At 70.1% G+C, this 17,363-nt stretch carries 16 protein-coding genes; 7 read left to right on the top strand and 9 right to left on the bottom strand.

From position 1 onward, the window contains the following. Positions 1-14: 14 nt before the first annotated feature. From HR086_RS07775 to HR086_RS07765, 3 genes are read right to left on the bottom strand one after another with little or no spacing between them, the layout of a single operon-like run. Positions 15-1,454, bottom strand: a complete 1,440-nt coding sequence (locus HR086_RS07775) for an aldehyde dehydrogenase family protein (protein WP_174465264.1) — start codon at positions 1,452-1,454, stop codon at positions 15-17. A 25-nt stretch (positions 1,455-1,479) separates the two neighbouring features. Continuing rightward, entirely contained in the window at positions 1,480-2,934 is a 1,455-nt protein-coding gene (locus HR086_RS07770; RefSeq protein ID WP_174465263.1) for an aldehyde dehydrogenase family protein, read from the bottom strand. Between the two features lie 29 nt (positions 2,935-2,963). Beyond that, a complete protein-coding gene (locus tag HR086_RS07765) occupies positions 2,964-3,644 on the bottom strand; it encodes a TetR/AcrR family transcriptional regulator (RefSeq protein ID WP_174457479.1) in 681 nt (226 codons plus the stop codon). A gap of 114 nt (positions 3,645-3,758) precedes the next feature. Between HR086_RS07765 and HR086_RS07760 the strand changes: the two genes are divergently transcribed. From HR086_RS07760 to HR086_RS07750, 3 genes are read left to right on the top strand one after another with little or no spacing between them, the layout of a single operon-like run. Beyond that, on the top strand, positions 3,759-4,391 hold the full coding sequence (locus HR086_RS07760) for a phospholipase D-like domain-containing protein (protein WP_174457478.1): 633 nt from the start codon (positions 3,759-3,761) through the stop codon (positions 4,389-4,391). After that, complete coding sequence (locus tag HR086_RS07755; protein ID WP_141643421.1) at positions 4,388-4,993, top strand: glutathione S-transferase family protein; 606 nt, start codon at positions 4,388-4,390, stop codon at positions 4,991-4,993. Before HR086_RS07760 ends, HR086_RS07755 begins: the two co-directional genes overlap by 4 nt. 9 nt (positions 4,994-5,002) lie before the next feature. Then, positions 5,003-6,352: an ATP-binding protein gene (locus HR086_RS07750; protein ID WP_174457477.1), complete on the top strand. Its 1,350-nt coding sequence runs from the start codon at positions 5,003-5,005 to the stop codon at positions 6,350-6,352. Between the two features lie 94 nt (positions 6,353-6,446). On the opposite strand, the gene HR086_RS07745 is transcribed toward HR086_RS07750, so the two are convergent. The 3 genes from HR086_RS07745 to HR086_RS07735 all read right to left on the bottom strand — a co-directional run bounded on the left by HR086_RS07745 (position 6,447) and on the right by HR086_RS07735 (position 8,737). Then, entirely contained in the window at positions 6,447-7,199 is a 753-nt protein-coding gene (locus tag HR086_RS07745) for a helix-turn-helix transcriptional regulator (RefSeq protein WP_371817332.1), read from the bottom strand. Between the two features lie 80 nt (positions 7,200-7,279). Beyond that, complete coding sequence (locus HR086_RS07740; RefSeq protein ID WP_141643419.1) at positions 7,280-8,176, bottom strand: fatty acid desaturase; 897 nt, start codon at positions 8,174-8,176, stop codon at positions 7,280-7,282. Between the two features lie 201 nt (positions 8,177-8,377). Continuing rightward, positions 8,378-8,737 carry a helix-turn-helix transcriptional regulator gene (locus HR086_RS07735; RefSeq protein ID WP_141643418.1) on the bottom strand — a complete coding sequence of 120 codons (360 nt, stop codon included), beginning with the start codon at positions 8,735-8,737 and terminating at the stop codon, positions 8,378-8,380. 325 nt (positions 8,738-9,062) lie between these two features. Here HR086_RS07735 and HR086_RS07730 point away from each other — a divergent pair, with 325 nt between their 5' ends. From HR086_RS07730 to HR086_RS07715, 4 genes are all read left to right on the top strand, one after another. Continuing rightward, positions 9,063-9,245, top strand: a complete 183-nt coding sequence (locus HR086_RS07730; RefSeq protein WP_174465262.1) for a hypothetical protein — start codon at positions 9,063-9,065, stop codon at positions 9,243-9,245. A gap of 189 nt (positions 9,246-9,434) precedes the next feature. Continuing rightward, positions 9,435-11,540, top strand: a complete 2,106-nt coding sequence (locus tag HR086_RS07725; protein WP_174465261.1) for a HEAT repeat domain-containing protein — start codon at positions 9,435-9,437, stop codon at positions 11,538-11,540. 40 nt (positions 11,541-11,580) lie between these two features. Continuing rightward, positions 11,581-12,540, top strand: a complete 960-nt coding sequence (locus HR086_RS07720) for a ParA family protein (protein ID WP_141643416.1) — start codon at positions 11,581-11,583, stop codon at positions 12,538-12,540. Between the two features lie 8 nt (positions 12,541-12,548). After that, positions 12,549-13,766, top strand: a complete 1,218-nt coding sequence (locus tag HR086_RS07715) for an extensin-like protein (protein WP_174459978.1) — start codon at positions 12,549-12,551, stop codon at positions 13,764-13,766. 46 nt (positions 13,767-13,812) lie between these two features. On the opposite strand, the gene HR086_RS07710 is transcribed toward HR086_RS07715, so the two are convergent. The 3 genes from HR086_RS07710 to HR086_RS07700 form a co-directional block, all read right to left on the bottom strand. Continuing rightward, positions 13,813-14,808, bottom strand: coding sequence for a M48 family metalloprotease (locus tag HR086_RS07710; RefSeq protein ID WP_174465260.1), 996 nt, complete (start codon positions 14,806-14,808; stop codon positions 13,813-13,815). Next, positions 14,808-15,398, bottom strand: coding sequence for an SH3 domain-containing protein (locus HR086_RS07705; protein ID WP_174459976.1), 591 nt, complete (start codon positions 15,396-15,398; stop codon positions 14,808-14,810). The genes HR086_RS07710 and HR086_RS07705 overlap by 1 nt, the downstream gene beginning before the upstream one ends. 20 nt (positions 15,399-15,418) lie before the next feature. Continuing rightward, on the bottom strand, positions 15,419-17,363 hold a 1,945-nt coding region (locus HR086_RS07700), incomplete at its 5' end, for an adenylate/guanylate cyclase domain-containing protein (protein ID WP_174465259.1).

Below are 17,363 nucleotides of genomic sequence, written 5' to 3'. Positions count from 1 at the left end.
GACGGCGGGGCCGCCTACTCGAACAGGCGGCTCGCCAGTCGCGCGAGCTTCCGGGCCTTGCCGGTGTACGGCGGGAAGAACAGGTTCGCCAGGGACGTGCGTCCCTGGCGCAGCACCGCGCGCTCGTGGCTGAAGGTCTTGAATCCCGTCTCGCCGTGGTACGCGCCCAGGCCGCTCGCGCCCACGCCGCCGAACGGCAGGTTCGGGTTCACGTTGTGCAACACCACCGCGTTGATGCACGTCCCGCCCGCGCTCGTCTCCTGGAGCAGCCGCTCCACCACCGCCTCGTCATGGCTGAAGATGTAGAGCGCCAGCGGCTTGCCGCCCGCGCGCACGTGCGTCACCACCTCGTCGAGCGACTCGAAGCGCAACACCGGCAACACCGGCCCGAAGATTTCCTCCTCCATCAACGGCGCATCCGGTGCCACGTCCGCCACCACCGTCGGCGCGATGAAGCGCGTCTCCGCGTCCACGCCGCCGCCGACAACCACTCGCGCTCCCGCCGCCACCGTGCGGTCCAGCAACCCGCGCACCCGCGCGAAGGCGCCGTCATCCACCATCCGGCAGAGGTCGGAGCTCGCGCGCCGCGCTTCCTCGGAGCGCCCGTAGAAGCGCTCCAGCGCCGCCTTCAGGGCCGCGAGGAACGCCTCTTCCTTCGACGCATGAACCCAGACGTGGTCCGGCGCGATGCACGTCTGCCCGCCGTTGAGGAACTTGCCCCAGGCCACCCGCTCCGCCGCGGCTTCGATATCCGCTGACGCATCCACGATGGCCGGCGACTTGCCGCCCAGCTCCAGCGTCACGCTGGCCAGGTGCTTCGCCGCGGCCTCCATCACCCGCCGCCCCACGCGCGGCCCTCCGGTGAAGAAGAAGTGGTCGAACGGCAGCCGCAAGAGCGCCTCGCCCACCTCCGCGCCACCCTCCACCAGCGCCACCTCGTCCTCGGGGAACGTGTCGCGCACCAGCTCCGCCAGGAAGCGCGACGTGTTCGGCGTCTTGTCGCTGGGCTTGCACATGACGGTGTTGCCCGCCGCCACCGCGCCCACCAGCGGCATCAGCAGCAGGTTGAACGGGTAGTTCCAGGGCGCCATCACCAGCACCACGCCGCGCGCCTCGTGACGCACGTGGCTGGTCGTCCCAGTGAGCACCAGCGGCGTCGTCACCTTGCGCGGCTTCATCCACGCCTTGAGGTGCTTGCGCACGTGCTCCAGCTCCATCAGCACCGGGAGGATTTCCGTCGCCTCCACCTCCGCGGGCGGCTTGCGGAAGTCCGCGTGGATGGCGTCGGCGAGCGCCTGCCTCCGCTCGACGATGAGCGCCTTGAGCTTCTCCAGCTTCGCCAGCCGCTCGCCGGGGCCCCGCCGCGCCACGTCCCAGCGCCGGGCCCGCAGGCGGTCGAACGCCTCCTGCATGCCCCGGGGAATCAGCTCCTCCTCCTGCTTCACCACGCGCATCCCGGCTCCTCTGGCTGTGTGGGGCCTACTCCAACAGCCGGCTGGCGCGGGAGGCCCACTCCTGCGCCTTTCCGCGGTACGGCGGGAAGAACACCGCCGCCAGCGACTTCATCCATTGAACCGACACGGCGCGCTCGTGACTGAAGGTCCGGAAGCCGTAGACGCCGTGGTAGTGCCCCAGGCCGCTCATTCCCACCCCGCCGAAGGGCAGGTTCGGGTTCGCCACGTGGATGAGGACGTTGTTCACCACCGCCCCTCCGGAGGTCGTGTTGCGGAACACGTCCTCGATGGCCCGCTTGTCCTGGCTGAAGACGTAGAGCGCCAGCGGCTTCTCCCCACCCTGGATGTGCGCGTACACCTCGTCACGCGAGCGGTACGTCATCACCGGCAACACCGGCCCGAAGATTTCCCCCTCCATGATGGCCATGTCCGCCGTCACGCCCGTCAGCACGGTGGGCGCCAGGTAGCGCGAGGGCCCGTCCGCCACCCCGCCCACCTCGACCTTGGCTCCCGCCGCCACCGTCCGGTCGACCAGGTCCTTCACCCGCCGCCACGCCGTCGCGTCCACCAGGCGCGAGAAGTCCGCGCTCGCCTGCCGCTCCGGCTCGGTGGCGCCGTAGAAGCGGGCGATGACCGCCTTGAGTTCGTCAATGAAGGCCTGCTGGCGGGACTCGTGAACGAACACGTAGTCCGGCGCGACACAGGTCTGTCCGCCGTTGATGAACTTGCCCCACGCGAGTCGCTCGGCCGCGGCCCGCACGTCCGCCGTCTCGTCGACGATGGCCGGTGACTTGCCACCCAGTTCCAGCGTCACGCTGGCCAGGTGCTTCGCCGCGGCCTCCATCACCTTGCGGCCGATGCGCGGGTTGCCCGTGAAGAAGAAGTGGTCGAACGGCAGCTCCAGGAGCGCCTCCGCCGTCTCCGCGCCGCCCTCGAACAGCGCGACCTCGTTCTCCGGGAAGACGTCGCGCACCAGCCGCGAGAGGAAGCGCGCGGTGTGCGGCGTCTTCTCGCTGGGCTTGCAGATGACGGTGTTGCCCGCGGCGATGGCGGCGATGAGCGGCGCCATCAAGAGCTGGAAGGGATAGTTCCAGGGGGCCAGCACCAGCACCACGCCGCGCGCCTCGTAGCGCACGTGCGCGGAGGAGCCCGCGAGCAGCATCGGCGTGCCCACCCGCGTGGGCTTCATCCACGACGACAGGTGCTTCACCGTGTGGTTCAGCTCCTCCAGCGTCGGGTGGATTTCCGTCAGCTCCACCTCCAGCGCGGGCTTGCGGAAGTCCTGGTGGATGGCCTCCGCCAGCTCATCGCGGCGGGCGATGATGGCCTCGCGCAGGCGCTTGAGCCGGGCGATGCGCTCGGCCGTGGTGGTGCGGGACATCACCCAGCGATTCGCGCGCTGGGCCTGGAAGGCGGCCTGGATGCGCGCGAGGTCCGCGGAGGGCTTCGACTCGGTGGCGACGGGGACGAGCTCCAGCATGGTTGGCTCCTGGGGTGTGGTGACGTGCTTCAGCGGGACTCGAGCCCGCGCAAGAGGGTGGTGAGGGCCGCCGTCAGCTCGGCGGTGAAGTCGATTCGCAAGGGGGCCATGTGCGGTGACGCCAGGACTTCGCGCGCCACGGGCGCCACGTCCGCCATCTGCCGCAGGCCCGTCACCAGCGCGTGCAGATGCACGAGCACCCGGGGGCCTTCGCCCGGCTTTAGGAAGTCCAGCCGCGCCTCCAGCAGCGCGCCGATGTGCAGCATGGCCTGCAGCAGCCGCTCCTTGAACCGGCGCGCCTGCTCCACGGACACGTTCTGCTCGAGCACCGTCTGCAGCATCGCGAGCAGCCGCGTGAGCGAGGTCTCCGCCTCCAGCGACTGGGCCACCGAGCGGGCCAACCAGGGGCCCGTCCACGGCGCGTCCGGCTGACACAGCCGCGCATCCAGTCGGGCGAACCAGGAGAAGAGCAGGTCCTCCAGCAGCGCCAGGAACAGCGCCTCCTTGGTCGGGAAGTAGAGGAACACCGTCCCCTTGGCCAGGCCGGCGCGCTCCGCCACGTCCGCCATCTTCACCTCCGCGTAGGAGGTGGCCGCGTAGAGCGCCAGCGCTTCATCCAGGAGCAGCCGACGTCTCGCTTCCTTGTCCTCGTCCTTGCGCGCCCGCTGAGGCGCCGCCCGCTCCCCCTTCACCCCCGGATTGCTGACCATGGGTCATTGCTAGGTGACCCCGGGTCAGTCGTCAAGTGACTGGAGGTCAGTTTCCAGCGGCGGACAATGGGCTCCGACTGGAGGGCGGTAGGTATGTGTGTGAGGATGGCCTTCATGCGTCCCATCCAGGCGGAACTGCTGTCCGGCAGTGAGCTGTATCGGGAGGTGGTGCTGGAGAAGCTGCTCCACGCGCGCGAGTCGGTGTGGATTGCGACGGCGAACGTGAAGGCGATGTACGTGGAGTCGAAGGGGCGCTTCGTTCCGTTGGTGGAGGTGCTCGACGGACTGTCGGCGCGAGGGCTGTCGCTGCGGCTCTTGCACGCGGAGCTGCCGAGCCGTCCGTTCCGCGCGGCCTTCGACGAGCGGGCCCGGCTGGTGGCGGGGGGACTGGAGCTGAAGGTCTGCCCGCGCGTGCACTTCAAGGCGGTCGTCGTGGACGGGGCGTGGGCCTACCTGGGGAGCGCCAACCTCACGGGCGCGGGCCTGGGCGCGAAGGGCGACGCGGTGCGCAATTTCGAACTGGGGTTCGTGACGGAGGACTTCGACGTCATCGACCGGGTGACGGCGCTCTACGAGGCGGTGTGGAGTGGGGCCGAATGCAGGGGGTGCAAGCTGCGCGCGGTGTGCCCGGATCCAATAATCCCCGCACCCGCGAGGAGGGGCGAGATGCGAAGCTCGCGCGGCGCCGTGCAGCTCGGAAAGGCTCGCCGGCTCAAGCGACACACCTCGGAGTCCCGACGACGATGATGAAGCTCTATTTCGCCCAGCACACGCGCGCCACCCGCCCCCGCTGGTTGCTCGAGGAACTGGGCGTGCCCTACGAGCTGGTGCCGGTGGACCTGCTCCAGCGAGAGCACAAGAGCCCCGAGTACCTGCGCGTCCATCCCATGGGCTCCATGCCCGCGCTGGAGGATGACGGACACGCGGTCTTCGAGTCGGCCGCGATTCTCCTGCACGTCGCCGACAAGTTCCCGGACAAGGGCTTTGCTCCGGCGCTCGGCACCGTGGAGCGCGCCGAGTACTACCAGTGGATGATGTTCTGCATGGCCACCATGGAGCCGCCCCTGTCCGCGTACTCCGCGCACAGCCGCTTCCTGCCGGAGCACGAGCGCGTGCCCGCGGAGGCCGACCGGGGCAAGAAGCGCTTCACGGACATCGCCCGCATGTTGGAGGAGAAGCTCAAGGGGCGGCCGTTCCTGGTGGGCGAGCGCTTCACCGCGGCGGACGTGGTGATGGCATCCATCCTCAACTGGGGTGGGGGCATGGGGCTCTTGGAGGACTTCCCCGCCCTGCGCGCCTATGTGGAGCGGCAGATGGCCCGTCCCGCCGCGCAGCGCGCCCAGCAGTAGGACGGCTCCGTGCATCTACCCGTCGTACCCAGTCCCTCGGCCTCCGAGCTCGAAACCCATCTGCGGCTCAAGCGCAGGGGCTTCATCGTCTCCGCGGGCGTCCTGCTGCTCTCGCTGACCACGCATCCGCTGCTGTTCGGGGGCTTCGTCCCCGAGGTGGCGTTGATCCACGTGGGCTGGGCCGCCCTCCTCGTCGCGTGTGCCCTGGCGGCGGGCTCGCGCTGGCTGCCGTCCCAGCGGGCCAGCACCGTGGGCGGCGTCTTCAGCCTGGCCGCGCTCGCGCTGGACATCCACTTCACCGGAGGCCTGGCGAGTCCGCTGTTCCCGCTGCTGTTCGCGATGCCGCTCATCATCGCCGTCTTCACGCCGGGCGATTTGGTGACGGTGTGGGCGTCCATCGTCCTGACGCTGGTGGGCGTGGTGCTGGCGTCGTGGCTGTCGGGCGGCTCGGAGCGACAGCTCATTGGCCAGGTGACGGTCTTCCTCTTCATGGCCTGGATTTCGGTCTTCAGCGGGAAGCTGTTTCAACGCATGCGCGACGCGGAGCGCGAGGCCGTGCGGGAGCGGCTGGCGGTGCTGGAGCGGCTGGCGCGCAGTGAGCGACTGAGGGCGGAAGCGGAGGTCAGTCGCGCGGAGACGGAGCGGCTGGCGCTGGTGGGGCGACTGGCGGCGGGCGTGGCGCACGAGGTGAACAACCCGCTGGCCTACGTGAAGTCCAACCTGGGCTACCTGGGTGACGTCGTCGAGGAGCCGACGCCGGACCTGGAGGAGATGCGGCGCGTGCTGGAGGAGACGCAGCAGGGGGTGCTGCGCATCCAGCAGATTGTCACCGACCTGCGCCGTTTCTCCCGGGACTCGGTGGACACGGAGGAGGCGTGCGGCGTGGTCGATGCGCTGGACGAGGCGGAGCGGCTCGCGTCGGTGCGGCTGCGGAGCCTGGGGCAGGTGGTGCGGGAGCTGTCGCCGGAGCTGAGCCGCGTGCGGCTGGGGCAGCGACACCTGGTGCAGGTGGTGTTGAACCTGCTGCTCAACGCGGCGGACGCGGTGGACTCCGCGCAGCCTCCGCGCGTCGCGCGCATCGTCCTGCGAGCCCGCGCTGAAGCTGGAGGTGTGCGGCTGGAGGTGGAGGACAACGGGCCGGGCATTCCGGAGGCCGCGTTGTCGCGCCTCTTCGAGCCCTTCTTCACCACCAAGGCCCCCGGCAAGGGCACCGGCCTGGGGCTGGCCCTGTGTCGCGAGTACCTGGCCCGCGTCGGCGGCACGCTGTCGGTGGCGAACCGTCCGGAGGGCGGCGCGTGCTTCACGCTGCACCTGCCGTCGGCGCCCCCGACTCCGGAGCACCGTCCAAGTCCGAGCTGAGCGGGCTCTTCAACGCGGCGACTTGCCCGAGGGTGTGGTCCCACGCGGAGAGGCTGTTCGCCCGGACCCGAGCTGAGCGCGCTCCTCGGCGCGGCTACTCGCCCGAGGAGCCGTCGCGGCGGGGCTCCGGTGCGGCGACGGCGGACTCGAGCACGGGACTCGCCTCGGCGGACGTCTTGCCCTGCTGCCGCTCGCGCCACGAACTGGGGGAGTCCCCCACCAGCTTGCGGAACAGGCTGCTGAAGTGCTGCAGCGACGCGCAGCCCACCTCCACCGCGACGGCGGTGAGCTTCATGTCCGTCTCCAGCAGGAGCGCCTGCGCCATGCGCACCTGCACGGCGTTCAGCTCCGCCTGGAAGGACGTCCCGGCTTCCTTCAGCCGGCGCTGGAGCGTGCGCTCGGACATGCCCATCTCCCGGGCCACGTCCGACAGGTTGATGTCCGGCAGCTTGCCGCGCATCGCCTGGTGCAGCTCGCGCAAGAGCGGCGACTGGCCGGTGGCCTCCGCTACCAGATCATTCAGCTTGGACAACAGCGGCGCCGCCCGGCCCTCCGGCTGGCCCAACCACGCGAGCGCGTTCGCCGGGTCGGTGAACACCTTGCTGGGATAGGCGCCCGTCAGCAGCGTGTAGAAGCCGCCCACCACCGCGCCCGCCACGCCCTCCGGACGCACCAGGGCCTGCCGCTGCACGGACGTGCTGAAGGACTTCTCGCGCGCTTGCATGTACTTCACCAGCACCGCGAAGGCCGCCGGGTCCGCCGCCTCCAGCCGGCGCGCGTCCACCAGCGACGCATGCGGCGCCGCGGGGGCCAGCTCCACGTCGAGCACATGCACCAGCCGGCGCACATGGCTCTCCGAGGGGCGCCCCCAGAGAATGAAGCCGCACAGGTCCGCCGAGGCGTACCAGTGCAGGAAGCCTTCCCCGACTAGGTAACGGCCGTGGGGGTCCCTGAAGTAATCGTCGACGCCGTCTGCCGATCGCACGGCTCGGCAGAATAGCGCTTCGCCACCTTGGCCACCCAGAAGGGATTGATGGGGGACAGGGAAGTCACCAGCTCCGGCCTGACCAGCGAGGCACCCGCCAGCTCCTGGGTCGTCCCCGGCAGCTCCCGCCAGGGCACCTGGGGCTTCACATGGTGGGCCTGGTGATAACCGGCATTGAAAAAGAACAGGTTGTACAGACGGGAGGTGGACGTGGTGCCCAGGGCCCCCCGCTGGGTGGAGTCCGTCTCGAAGTGGGCCGCCAGGTTGAGCCAGTGGATGCAGACCTGCCCCACCAGCAGCACCCCCCACCACGCCAGCCCCAGGGCCGGCCGCCAGAGGATGACCGCCAGGATGCCCCCGTCCACGACGAGGAAGTCGAGGACGAGCTCCGTGCGCTGGTTGCGCTTCTTGGCCCACCGCCAGACGTTGGCCACCGCCTCGAACGGCCAGAACCACGGCGTCAGCGCCGAGCGCAGGCAATAACGCAGGGCACCTTCACCCGGCCGCCGCTGGCCCCAGTCCCCCGGGCCGTCGTTGTACCGGTGATGGTTGAAGTGGTGGATGTAGTAGCCCCGGTAGGGGAACCCGCACGCCAGGCCCAGCGTCCGGGACACGACCCAGTTCACCAGCCGGGGGCGCGCCATGGACACGTGCATGTGGTTGTGCAGGACGGCGTAGTTCCAGAACAGCACCGCCCAGCCGACGGCGCACATGCCCACGCGACCCCAGAGGCCCAGGTGGTCCCAGCTCAACAGGAAGGAAGGGAACCACACCCACCACAGCGCGTGTACCGCGAGCTGCGGCAAGTCGAGAGCGGGGGCGGGGGAGGGGCGAGTCATGAAGCCCGAAGGTAGGCTCGCGCCTGCCTCGCCGCTTCATTCCATGCGCCAAGCGCTTGCGAAAACGCGCAACCTTCAGCGTCGTCCCCCTCAATCCGTTTCAACCCGGGTCCACCCCGCCCCGGTGCTGATTCCGCCCGCGCTCGCTGTCTTCCACGGATGCGGAATGGAAGCAGCGTATCGCGGGCGTGCTGCGGGTGCTCACGTCTCGAGTGCGTTGGCGACCTGTCCCAACAGCCGCAGCCGGGGCGCATCCAGCTTGCGCACGGTGCGCAAGAGGCGGCGCACCTCGGGACGCTCGCGGTACTCCGGAGGATCCTCGGCGAGCGTGGGCGCGCCTTCCACGCCAGACATGCCGAGCAGCACGTCCGACGAGCAGTTGAGAACCAGACACAGCTTCCTCAGCGTGCGGACGCTGGGGAGCATGTGACCGCGCTCCAGCCGCCCGTACACCTCGGTGGCGATTCCCACGCGCTCGGCCACGTCGGCCTGGGTGAGCTCCAGCCGCTGCCGCGCCGCGCGAACTGCATTTCCAATGATGGTGGCCAATCGTTGTTCCATGGCGTGCGGAAACCTGTCGAAAAGAGGGCTTCTCCCCCCGCGCCTTGGCGGAGAGGTACCGGAGAGAAGTGACTGCGAGTTCCTTGCCTCGTGGAACACAGACTACGGGTGGGGTCTGACATTCAGGTGCATCCGGAAGGGCGTGCGAAAGCGCTTGAAACCGGAGGCGTTTCGGAGCCTGTCGGGACACGTGTCCGAGGCCGCTCGCGGAGGGCTCTGGAAGTGGGGTGCGACGCGCTCGGAAGTCACCCCGCGGGCGGTGGACGCGGAAGTCGTCGGATGCCGCGGGAGGCCGAAAAATCGGCCCGCGGGAGATCAGCGCGCGATGCATGTGGATCAGCGCGGCGCGCGTGCGGGCGGCGCTTCACGCGGAGCGCTTTCCGGATGCGTCCGGCTCACCGTGGGCGTCGCTCCGGAGCGACGTCCGGTGCTCAACGTCACCCGACCCACGGCCGCACTCACGGTGCAGGTGTTCAGCGGGCCTGGCGCGTCCGTCGGCGAGCGATGAAAAGACGGTGTTCACCTCCGAGGCCGAAAAATCGGCCTGCGCGGCGTTGTCAATGGAGAGGCCGGGAGTTCACGGAAAAGCCCTGGTGTTTCCGTGGTTTACGAAGGTGGGACGTCTGACGTAGGGTGGGTGCCCCCCCGGTGGGTCGGGGGTGCACCGCGCTGCCTCGCGGGGAGGGCCGTTGAGGTCGTGAGCGACGAGCGTCCGGACGCGCTGCTCAAGAGCGCACTCGAGAAAATTGTCTACTTCGAGGCGCGCGCGGAGCAGTTGCTCAGCGAGCTGGGCTCGACGCGCGAGGAGATGGAGCACCTCAAGCGTGAGCTGACGGAGACGCATCAGCGGGAGCTGGAGCTGCGCCGTGAGGTGGCGGAGCTGGAGGTCCGCGCCGGGCGGTTCCAGGCGGAGCGCGAGGAGTCCGTGCGGCTCACGCAGGCGCTGCGGGGCGAGCGCGACCAGCTCATGGACCGGTTGCTGAACGCCAGTCGGTTGCGCACGTCGACGAAGGACGGCGACGACGAGGACGACGACCTGGGGTTCGACCTGGCGTCGTTCATCTCCCAGCTTCGCAGCGAGGCGCTGCTGCGCGGGGAGTCGGACCGCGTGGCCTCGACGCTCGTCAAGGTGCCCATGCGCGGGCCCGCCGTGCCGCTCTCCGAGGCCTCCGCCAAGGCACAGGCTGTCGCTGCCGCCGCTCCGAGCGCGCCGGCGCGGCCTGCGTTGCTGGAGCCCTTGCTGGAGGGGCTGTCTCCGGTGGCTCGCGAGGCCCAGCGCTTCCTCCATGCGGGGCGGCTCGGCGTCAGCCCGGCGCAGTTGGCGGAGCTGTCCGGACAGCGCGTGGGAGCCCCGACGGACGAGTCGCTGTTCGGGTTCTCCGTGCGCGAGCTGTCGGCGCCGGACGCCGCCGCGCGGATTCGTGCCGCCGAGCGACTGAAGGCGCTGTCCCAGCCGGCCGCTGCTCCGGCGCTGGCCAGTGCGCTGCACGCGGAGACGGACTCGGCCGCGCAGGTGGCGCTGCTCCAGGCGTTCGCGGCGCTGTGCCGGGAAGAGGGCGCGCAGGTGGTGTCGCCGCTGTTGGCCTCGCCGGTCCCGGAGGTGCGCATCGCGGCGCTCAAGGCGCTGCTGACGCTGGCGCCTCGGGACGCGGCGCCGCATCTGGCGCAGGCGATGAAGGACCCGGACCGCTCCGTGCGTCGCAGGGCCTCGTTGCTGGCGCTGGGGTTGGAGGGTGAGACGGCGCGGCGGCTGGGCGAGGAAGCCATCCACGACGCGGACTCGGAGGTGCGCTCGCTGGCGGCGCTCGCGCTGGGCGCTGGGAGCGGAGAGAACGCTCGCACGCTGTTGCTGGAGGCGCTGGGTGACCGCGAGCCGCGCGTGCGCAAGGCGGCGGCGCAGAGCCTGTCGCGCATCCTGGGCCACGATGTGTCCGCGGTGGTGTCGCTCGATGATACGCACCGGCGCCGCGAGATTCGCCGGCTGGCGACGCTGCCCGTCAAGCCCGTGCGCGCCCGGCTGGAGGATGCGGCTCGACCGATGGTCGCGCGGACCCTGGTTGTTCCGGCGCAGGTGGCGGCTTCCGCGCAGGTGACCTCCGCGGGCGTGGCTCCCGCTGGCGCCGCACACGGGATGGCCTTCGTGGGCGCGGTGCAGGGCGCGGGTGCCTCCGCCGCTTCGCCGCAGGCCGTGGGCGCCCGGCAGGTCGCGGGTTCCTCCGCTTCGCCGCAGGCCGTGGTCGCAGTGGGCGCCCGGCAGGTCACGGGTTCCGCCGCTTCGCCGCAGGCCGTGGTCTCGGCGGGCGCGCGACAGGTCTCCGCACCGGCCTTCGTGGGGCAGGGGGGCGCTCCGATGCATGCCGGTGGGCCTCCGCCTTCCGCGCCGCTGTCCCCCACCGCGCAGTCGGGTCAGCGCGCTCCGGGACAGTCGGCGGCGGGTACGCCCATGCAGCCGATGGCCCCGCCTGTCGCCGCGCCTCAGGCCGCCCGGCCCGTGGGTTCACCTCGACTTTCCCCCGTGCAGGCGGCATTGGTGGCCATGGGGGCTCCAGCGCCCGTGCCCGCCGCCGCTCCCGCGCCGCGCGCCGCGGAAGCACGTCCCCCCTCGGGCCGCCCGGGTGCTTCTCCCGTCGAGGCCCTGTGCGCGCAGATGCTGATGGAGGTCCGCGTGGCGGTGCGCGGACGCTCGCTCGCCGAGCTGACGACCGCCCTGGGGGCCCCCGTGGAACTCGCCCAGGAAGCACTCACCCTGCTATCAGCCCGAGGCTCCGTGGTCCGAAGGGGACACAAATACTTCGCCGCTTGAGGCAAGGTATCCGTCCCGTACGTCTTTCGAAGGGTCGTTCATGGAAGCGCCGACATACAGCTCGAAGCAGGTGGCCGAGATGCTCGGCGTGTCTCCGAAGGCCATTCCGGAGGACGCGAGGAAGGACGTGTACACCCCGGACGACGTCTGGGACCTGCGCACCACCCTCAACCGCTTCCCGGACAAGATTGGCCACCGCCGGCAGCTGTTCCTGAACTTCAAGGGCGGCACCGGCAAGACGTCCCTGTCCACCTCGTACGCGTGGCGCATCGCGGAGCTGGGCTACTCGGTCCTCCTCATCGACCTGGACAGCCAGGGCCACGCCACCAAGTGCCTGGGCTACGAGGGCGAGGAGTTCGAGAAGACGCTGCTCGACGTGCTGGTGCGCAAGACGCCCCTGGTCCAGGTCATCCAGAAGTCCTCCCTGCCCAACCTGGACTTCGTCCCGTCCAACCTCAGCATGTCCACCATGGACCTCTCGCTGATGCCCATGGCCGGCCGCGAGTTCAAGCTGCGCAACGCCCTCAAGGACGTGGAGGCCCAGTACGACGTCGTCGTCTTCGACGCGCCCCCGTCCTTCGGCCTGCTCAACCTCAACGCGCTGATGGCGGCGAACGACTTGTTCGTCCCCGTGCTCGCGGACTTCCTCTCCTTCCACGGCCTCAAGCTGCTGTTCGAAACGGTGCAGAGCCTGGAGGAGGATTTGAACCACGTGCTCGACCACGTCTTCATCGTGGTCAACTCCTTCAACGCCACCTTCAAGCTGGCGAAGGAAGCGCTGGAAGCGCTCCAGACGCACTACCCGGAGTTCCTGCTGCCGACCATCATCCGGCAATGCACCAAGTTCGCGCAGGCCTCCAGCGAGGGGCGCCCCGTCTTCGTCGCGGACCCCACGTCGAAGGGCGCCAACGACATCCAGGCCATGATTGACAACGTCCTGCCGCGACTGGTCGCCGCGGCCGCCGCCGCCCCGAAGAAGGGCACCCAGCAGGCCGGCTGAGATTCGCCATGAAGAAAGCCTTCGAACAGAACGTGTCTCGCGCCAAGCCGCGCCTCCGCTTGGGCGCGTTCACCGGCGTCGCCGACCCGGGCGAGTCCGCTCCCTCCGAGCAGGAGCCCGCCGCCTCGGCCCCGCCCGAGCCTCCTTCCGCGGACCTGTCCGCCGAGGTCCGCGCCCGCATCGAGCGAGCCCGCGCCCCGCGCCCCACCGCCGCCGAGGCGATGGAGGTGGCGCTGGGCTCGCAGGAGGCGCCGCGCGCCCGGGAGCCGGTGTTCACCTCGCAGGCCTCCGAGCCCGTCACCTATGCGTCTCCGGAGCCGGAGTCGGCGCGCTTCGAGGACGAATCAGGCGAGGTGCCTGTCACCTTCGCGGCTCCTCCCGCCGTTGCGTTCCACCTGGACGGCTTCGCGGCCGGGCACTCTCAGGAGGCCCACTCCATGACGCAGGGCTCGTCACACGCTTCGCTCCCCCATGTCACCGCGATGGTCGCCGAGCCGGTGGCCCGCGTCGAAGCCCCGCCCCAGGAGATGGAGGTGCAGACGCCCGCGCCTCCGCGTGAGGAGCCGGTGGATGACTCCGAAGCGCGTCGCGAGCGGCTGAAGGCACGCCTCAAGGCGGTGCGCGAGAATCCGCGTCCGGAGCCGCTCCCCGCCACGGTGGCCGAGGCGGGTCAGCGCGCGGTGGAGCGCATCACCCACCTCCAGGCGGAGCTGGTGAAGGTGAAGGCCGCCAACCTCTCGCTCACGCAGGAGCTGGAAGTGGCGCGCCGTCAGGCGGAGAAGGCCACCGAGGAAGCCCGGCTGCGCATGGACGAGGCGCGCCGGCTGTCTTCCGAGATGGAAGGCCGCGTGAAGCTGCTGGCGGACCTGGAGCGGGAGCTGGCCGCGCTGGAAGGTGAGCGCGACGAGGCGCTCTTGTCCCTCCAGGAGAACCGTCAGGCGCTCCAGGCCTCCGCGAAGGAGCACGAGGCGCTCGAGGAGGCGGTGTCTCGCGGCAAGCAGGCCCTGGTGGACAGCCTCGCCGAGGAGGAGCGGCTCGCCGGTGAGCTGGAGTCCGCCAAGGACGAGTCGACCTCGCTGCGCCGGGCCGTGGAAGCGCTCCAGGGCGAGCGGGACGTGCTGGCCCAGCAGGTGGCCTCGCTTACCGCCGAGCGGGCCGAGCTGCTCGAGGCGCGCAAGGCCCTGGAGTCCGTGCACCGCGCGCTGAGCCAGGCCGTCGCGCGCTGAAGTCGCTCCACCCGGTGCGCCCCCTTTCGGGCGCCCCAAGAGAGTCCTACTTCCCGTCCTTCGCCACGCCGCGCGAAGGGCTCTTCAGGGCGGCGACCAGCTCCGGCTTGAGCGGCGGGCTGTGCAGTCCCTGCAACGACAGCTCCGCGAACTCCCCCTGCGAGGGCTTGAGCCCGTTGAGGAACGCGACCAGTCGCTTCTCGCGGTCCGCCTTGTTCGGGTGCCGTGAGCCCAGGCGCGAGCCATCCGTCGTCTTGCGCAGCAGCACGATGTACTCGTCGGGGTCATAACCGGCGGAGAGCATCATCTTCGCGGCGAGCAGGTCCGCCTCGTACTCCTGCTCCTTGTCGTTCCCGCTCTCCGCGAACTCGATGACCTTCTCCGTCAGGCTGCCGAGCAGCGCCGAGTCGCCATCCAGGTCCAGGTTGCCGCCGCTGTCCGTCGAGGCGATGAGCCCCCCGGAGCCTGGGATGCCGGCCTCCATCGTGACGGCCGTCTTGCAGAGGCTCACCTTGGCGGCGTTGTACTGCTTGATGGAGTGCTTGAGCACGACGTGGGCAATCTCGTGCGCGAGCACGCCCGCGAGCTGGCTCTCGTTGCCCAGCTCCGACAGCAGCTTCCGGGTGACGAAGACGTAGGCACCGGGCGTGGACACGGCGTTGAAGTTCTTGTCGTCGTTGAGCACGCCGAACGTCCACTCCAACGTGGGCCTCGCGGACTGCGCACCCAGGTTCTTCCCCACGACGTTGAGGTACTCGTGGAGGTCGTGCACCCCGGTGCCCTTCGCGCCGTCCGTCGGGGCCATCAACCCGCCACCCCCCTGCACCCAGTGGATGGCCATGGCACTGCCGATGGCGTACTCCTCCGTCACGGTGGGCTCCACGTCCAGCTTCTCGCAGGAGGCGCGCTCCTTCTTCGCCGCCGCCGAGTCGTTCACCACCGTCCCCGCCTTCTGGGCGACCTGCGCCCATGTCACCCCCTTGCACGACGAGGCCAGGAGGCCCAGGCCCGCCAGCGCCACCGTCCGCCAATGCGCGCGCATCACGTGCCCCCCTTCGACTTGCTCTTGGCCGCGCCCGACTTCGCCGTGGCCTCGGCGCCCACGACGGGGAACAGCCCCGCGTCCTTCACGTGCTTCGCGATGTCCGCGGTGGAGACGTCCTTGGCCTTCTTCTCCAGGCTCTGCAGTTGCGCCACCGCCTGCTTGTGGTCGCCGCCCTTCTTGTTGCCGTACTCGACGGCGCCGGGGCTGAGCGCCTTCACCGCGGCGCCGCTGGCGACGAAGCCCGCGGGGTTCACCTGGCGCTTGCCCTTGTCCTCCACGACGAGCTCCATGTTGGGCGCGGTGGTGGACAGGTTCGACTGGAAGACGAAGCCCTTCTTCCCCGCCGCCGTCTTCACCTTGTGCCACTGCTTGTTCTTCGGGTCCGCGCCCTCCCACTTCACCTGCTCACCCGGCTGGAGGATGACCACCGCGTTCGCCGTGGGCGAAGGGCTCTCCATCACCCGTGTGTTCTTCGCCTTCACGTACAGCGAGCCCCCCACCGCCACCGCCGACGCGAGGCTCGGAAGGCCCAGTGCCAGCAGTGCCAGCATCAGGGCCACCCCGGCCGCGCTCGTTCTCATCGTCATCGCTCCGACTCCTTTCCCGCTCACTTGTCCAGGCTCGCCACGCCGTCGAAATCCGGCGGCGGCGCCTTCGCATACTTGTGACAACGCTCCAGCAACGCCTTCGTCGGTCCGTCGTCGGGGTCCTCTGTCCCCAGCTTCTCCAGCATCGACACGGCCTCGTCGAAGCGAGCCTCGCGATACACGGCCAGCGCCGCGTGGTAGCGCTCCACCGTCGCCCGCTTGCGCGCATCCAGGCCGCCCTTGAGCGAGAGCAACTCGTACACGGTGACGGCCTCCGTCTTCCCGGCCACCCGCACGCGGTCCAGCTCGCGCACCTCGATGTGCTCGCGCGCCAGTTCGTACGTGCGCGGGCCAATCATGATGACGGAGCCATACGCCTTGTTGGCACCCTCCAACCGCGCGGCCAGGTTCATCCCGTCGCCGATGGCCGTGTAGCTGAAGAGCTGCTCGCTGCCGAAGTTGCCCACGAAGTTCACCGCCGAGTTGACGCCGATGCGCGTGTAGACATCCGGCAGCCCCTTGGCGCTGAACTCCTCGCGCATCCGGTCCACCTCCGCCTTGGCCGCGAGCGCTCCCCGGCACGCGCGCACCGCATGGTCGTCCTGGCGCATGGGCGCGCCGAACAGACACACCACGGCGTCGCCGATGTACTTGTCCAGGCACCCGCCCTCCTTCAACAGCACGCCACTCACCCGCGTCAGATACGTGTTGAGGATGCGCACCAGGCTGCGCGGGTCCTCCTTGAAGCGCTCGCTGAAGGTGGAGAAGCCTCGGATGTCGCTGAAGAAGGCGCTGATTTCGACGTTCTCTCCGTCGAGCCTCGGCAGCTTGCGCTCCGAAATCATCTGCTCCACGAGCTTGGGCTCCATGAAGCGACTGAAGGCGGCGCGAACGAACTCCGTCTCCCGGTTGGCCACCAGGTGGTTGAACGCCACCGCCGTGACACTGGCCAGCAGGCCCGCCATGGACGGCAGCGCCGTCAGCACGTGCGTGCCCGACGACAGGAATCGCCCCGTTACCAGGGACATGCCCAGCAGCAGCGCCACCGGCCACAGGATTTCCAGCGGCGTCCAGCGCGTCGTCATCAGCAACACGACGGAGACCAGCGCCACCAGCAGCGTGAGCGACAGGTCCACCGCCAGCGGCGTCCGGGTGATGAAGCGGCCGTTGCCGAGCAGCGTCTCCAGCACCGCTGCCTGCTTCATGACGCCGGGCACCTCCGCCTGGAAGGACGTGGCCTTGATGTCGCTGAGTCCCAGCGCCGTGCCGCCGATGACCACCACCTTGCCCCGGAACGCCTCCGACGGAAGCTTCGAGGGCTGGCCCTTGTCCCGGTGTACCCAGCCGTCGAGCACGTCCAGCAGGGGCACCGTGTGGAAGCGCTCGTGCAGCTCGCCGCCGCCGTAATCAATCGCCGCGCCCCCGTCCGTGTCCACGGCGTAGGTCCGACTGCCCAGTCGCAGCTTGCGCCCGGACAGCGTCACCTCGCTGACGCCCAGCAGGCCCGCGGCCACTCGCACCGGCAGCGTCGGGTACGCGTTGACGCCGTCCGTGTACGCGAAGCGCGTGCGGCGCATGAAGCCGTCGGGGTCCGTCTCCGTGTCCACCAACCCGAAGCCATCCACCGCGCCCACGAGCACGGGGATGGGAGGCACGGGATGGCGCAGGGCGTGCGCGTGATTCCCGGCGGTCGACTCGGCCGTCTCACCATCGACGTCCCGACCATCCAGGGTCGCCAGGGTGAAGCCCCGCGTGCGCACGGGGAAGGCGAGGGTGCGCGCCATCTGCTCGGGCGTGACGGAGGCGACGGCGCTGTCCTTCGGCGCGTCCGCGAACCCGGCGCCCCCCTCTTCGGGGAAGGCTTCCGCGGCGCCCTCGTCCGGGAACGTCTCCTCGGCGTGCTCGGGCGGCAGCGCCTCCCGGGGAAGCGCCTCATCGGTGGAAGCCACGGGGGCGGCTGGGAGG

The organism is Myxococcus sp. CA039A, from assembly GCF_013336645.1.
Lineage (GTDB): Bacteria > Myxococcota > Myxococcia > Myxococcales > Myxococcaceae > Myxococcus > Myxococcus llanfairpwllgwyngyllgogerychwyrndrobwllllantysiliogogogochensis.
This window is presented reverse-complemented; position numbering and strand designations above follow the sequence as displayed.

Coding starts and splice junctions, on each gene's coding strand:
- HR086_RS07775 (WP_174465264.1), bottom strand. CDS start 1,454: ATGCGCGTGGTGAAGCAGGAGGAGGAGCTGATTCCCCGGGGCATGCAG.
- HR086_RS07770 (WP_174465263.1), bottom strand. CDS start 2,934: ATGCTGGAGCTCGTCCCCGTCGCCACCGAGTCGAAGCCCTCCGCGGAC.
- HR086_RS07765 (WP_174457479.1), bottom strand. CDS start 3,644: ATGGTCAGCAATCCGGGGGTGAAGGGGGAGCGGGCGGCGCCTCAGCGG.
- HR086_RS07760 (WP_174457478.1), top strand. CDS start 3,759: ATGCGTCCCATCCAGGCGGAACTGCTGTCCGGCAGTGAGCTGTATCGG.
- HR086_RS07755 (WP_141643421.1), top strand. CDS start 4,388: ATGATGAAGCTCTATTTCGCCCAGCACACGCGCGCCACCCGCCCCCGC.
- HR086_RS07740 (WP_141643419.1), bottom strand. CDS start 8,176: ATGACTCGCCCCTCCCCCGCCCCCGCTCTCGACTTGCCGCAGCTCGCG.
- HR086_RS07735 (WP_141643418.1), bottom strand. CDS start 8,737: ATGGAACAACGATTGGCCACCATCATTGGAAATGCAGTTCGCGCGGCG.
- HR086_RS07730 (WP_174465262.1), top strand. CDS start 9,063: ATGCATGTGGATCAGCGCGGCGCGCGTGCGGGCGGCGCTTCACGCGGA.
- HR086_RS07720 (WP_141643416.1), top strand. CDS start 11,581: ATGGAAGCGCCGACATACAGCTCGAAGCAGGTGGCCGAGATGCTCGGC.
- HR086_RS07715 (WP_174459978.1), top strand. CDS start 12,549: ATGAAGAAAGCCTTCGAACAGAACGTGTCTCGCGCCAAGCCGCGCCTC.
- HR086_RS07710 (WP_174465260.1), bottom strand. CDS start 14,808: ATGCGCGCGCATTGGCGGACGGTGGCGCTGGCGGGCCTGGGCCTCCTG.
- HR086_RS07705 (WP_174459976.1), bottom strand. CDS start 15,398: ATGACGATGAGAACGAGCGCGGCCGGGGTGGCCCTGATGCTGGCACTG.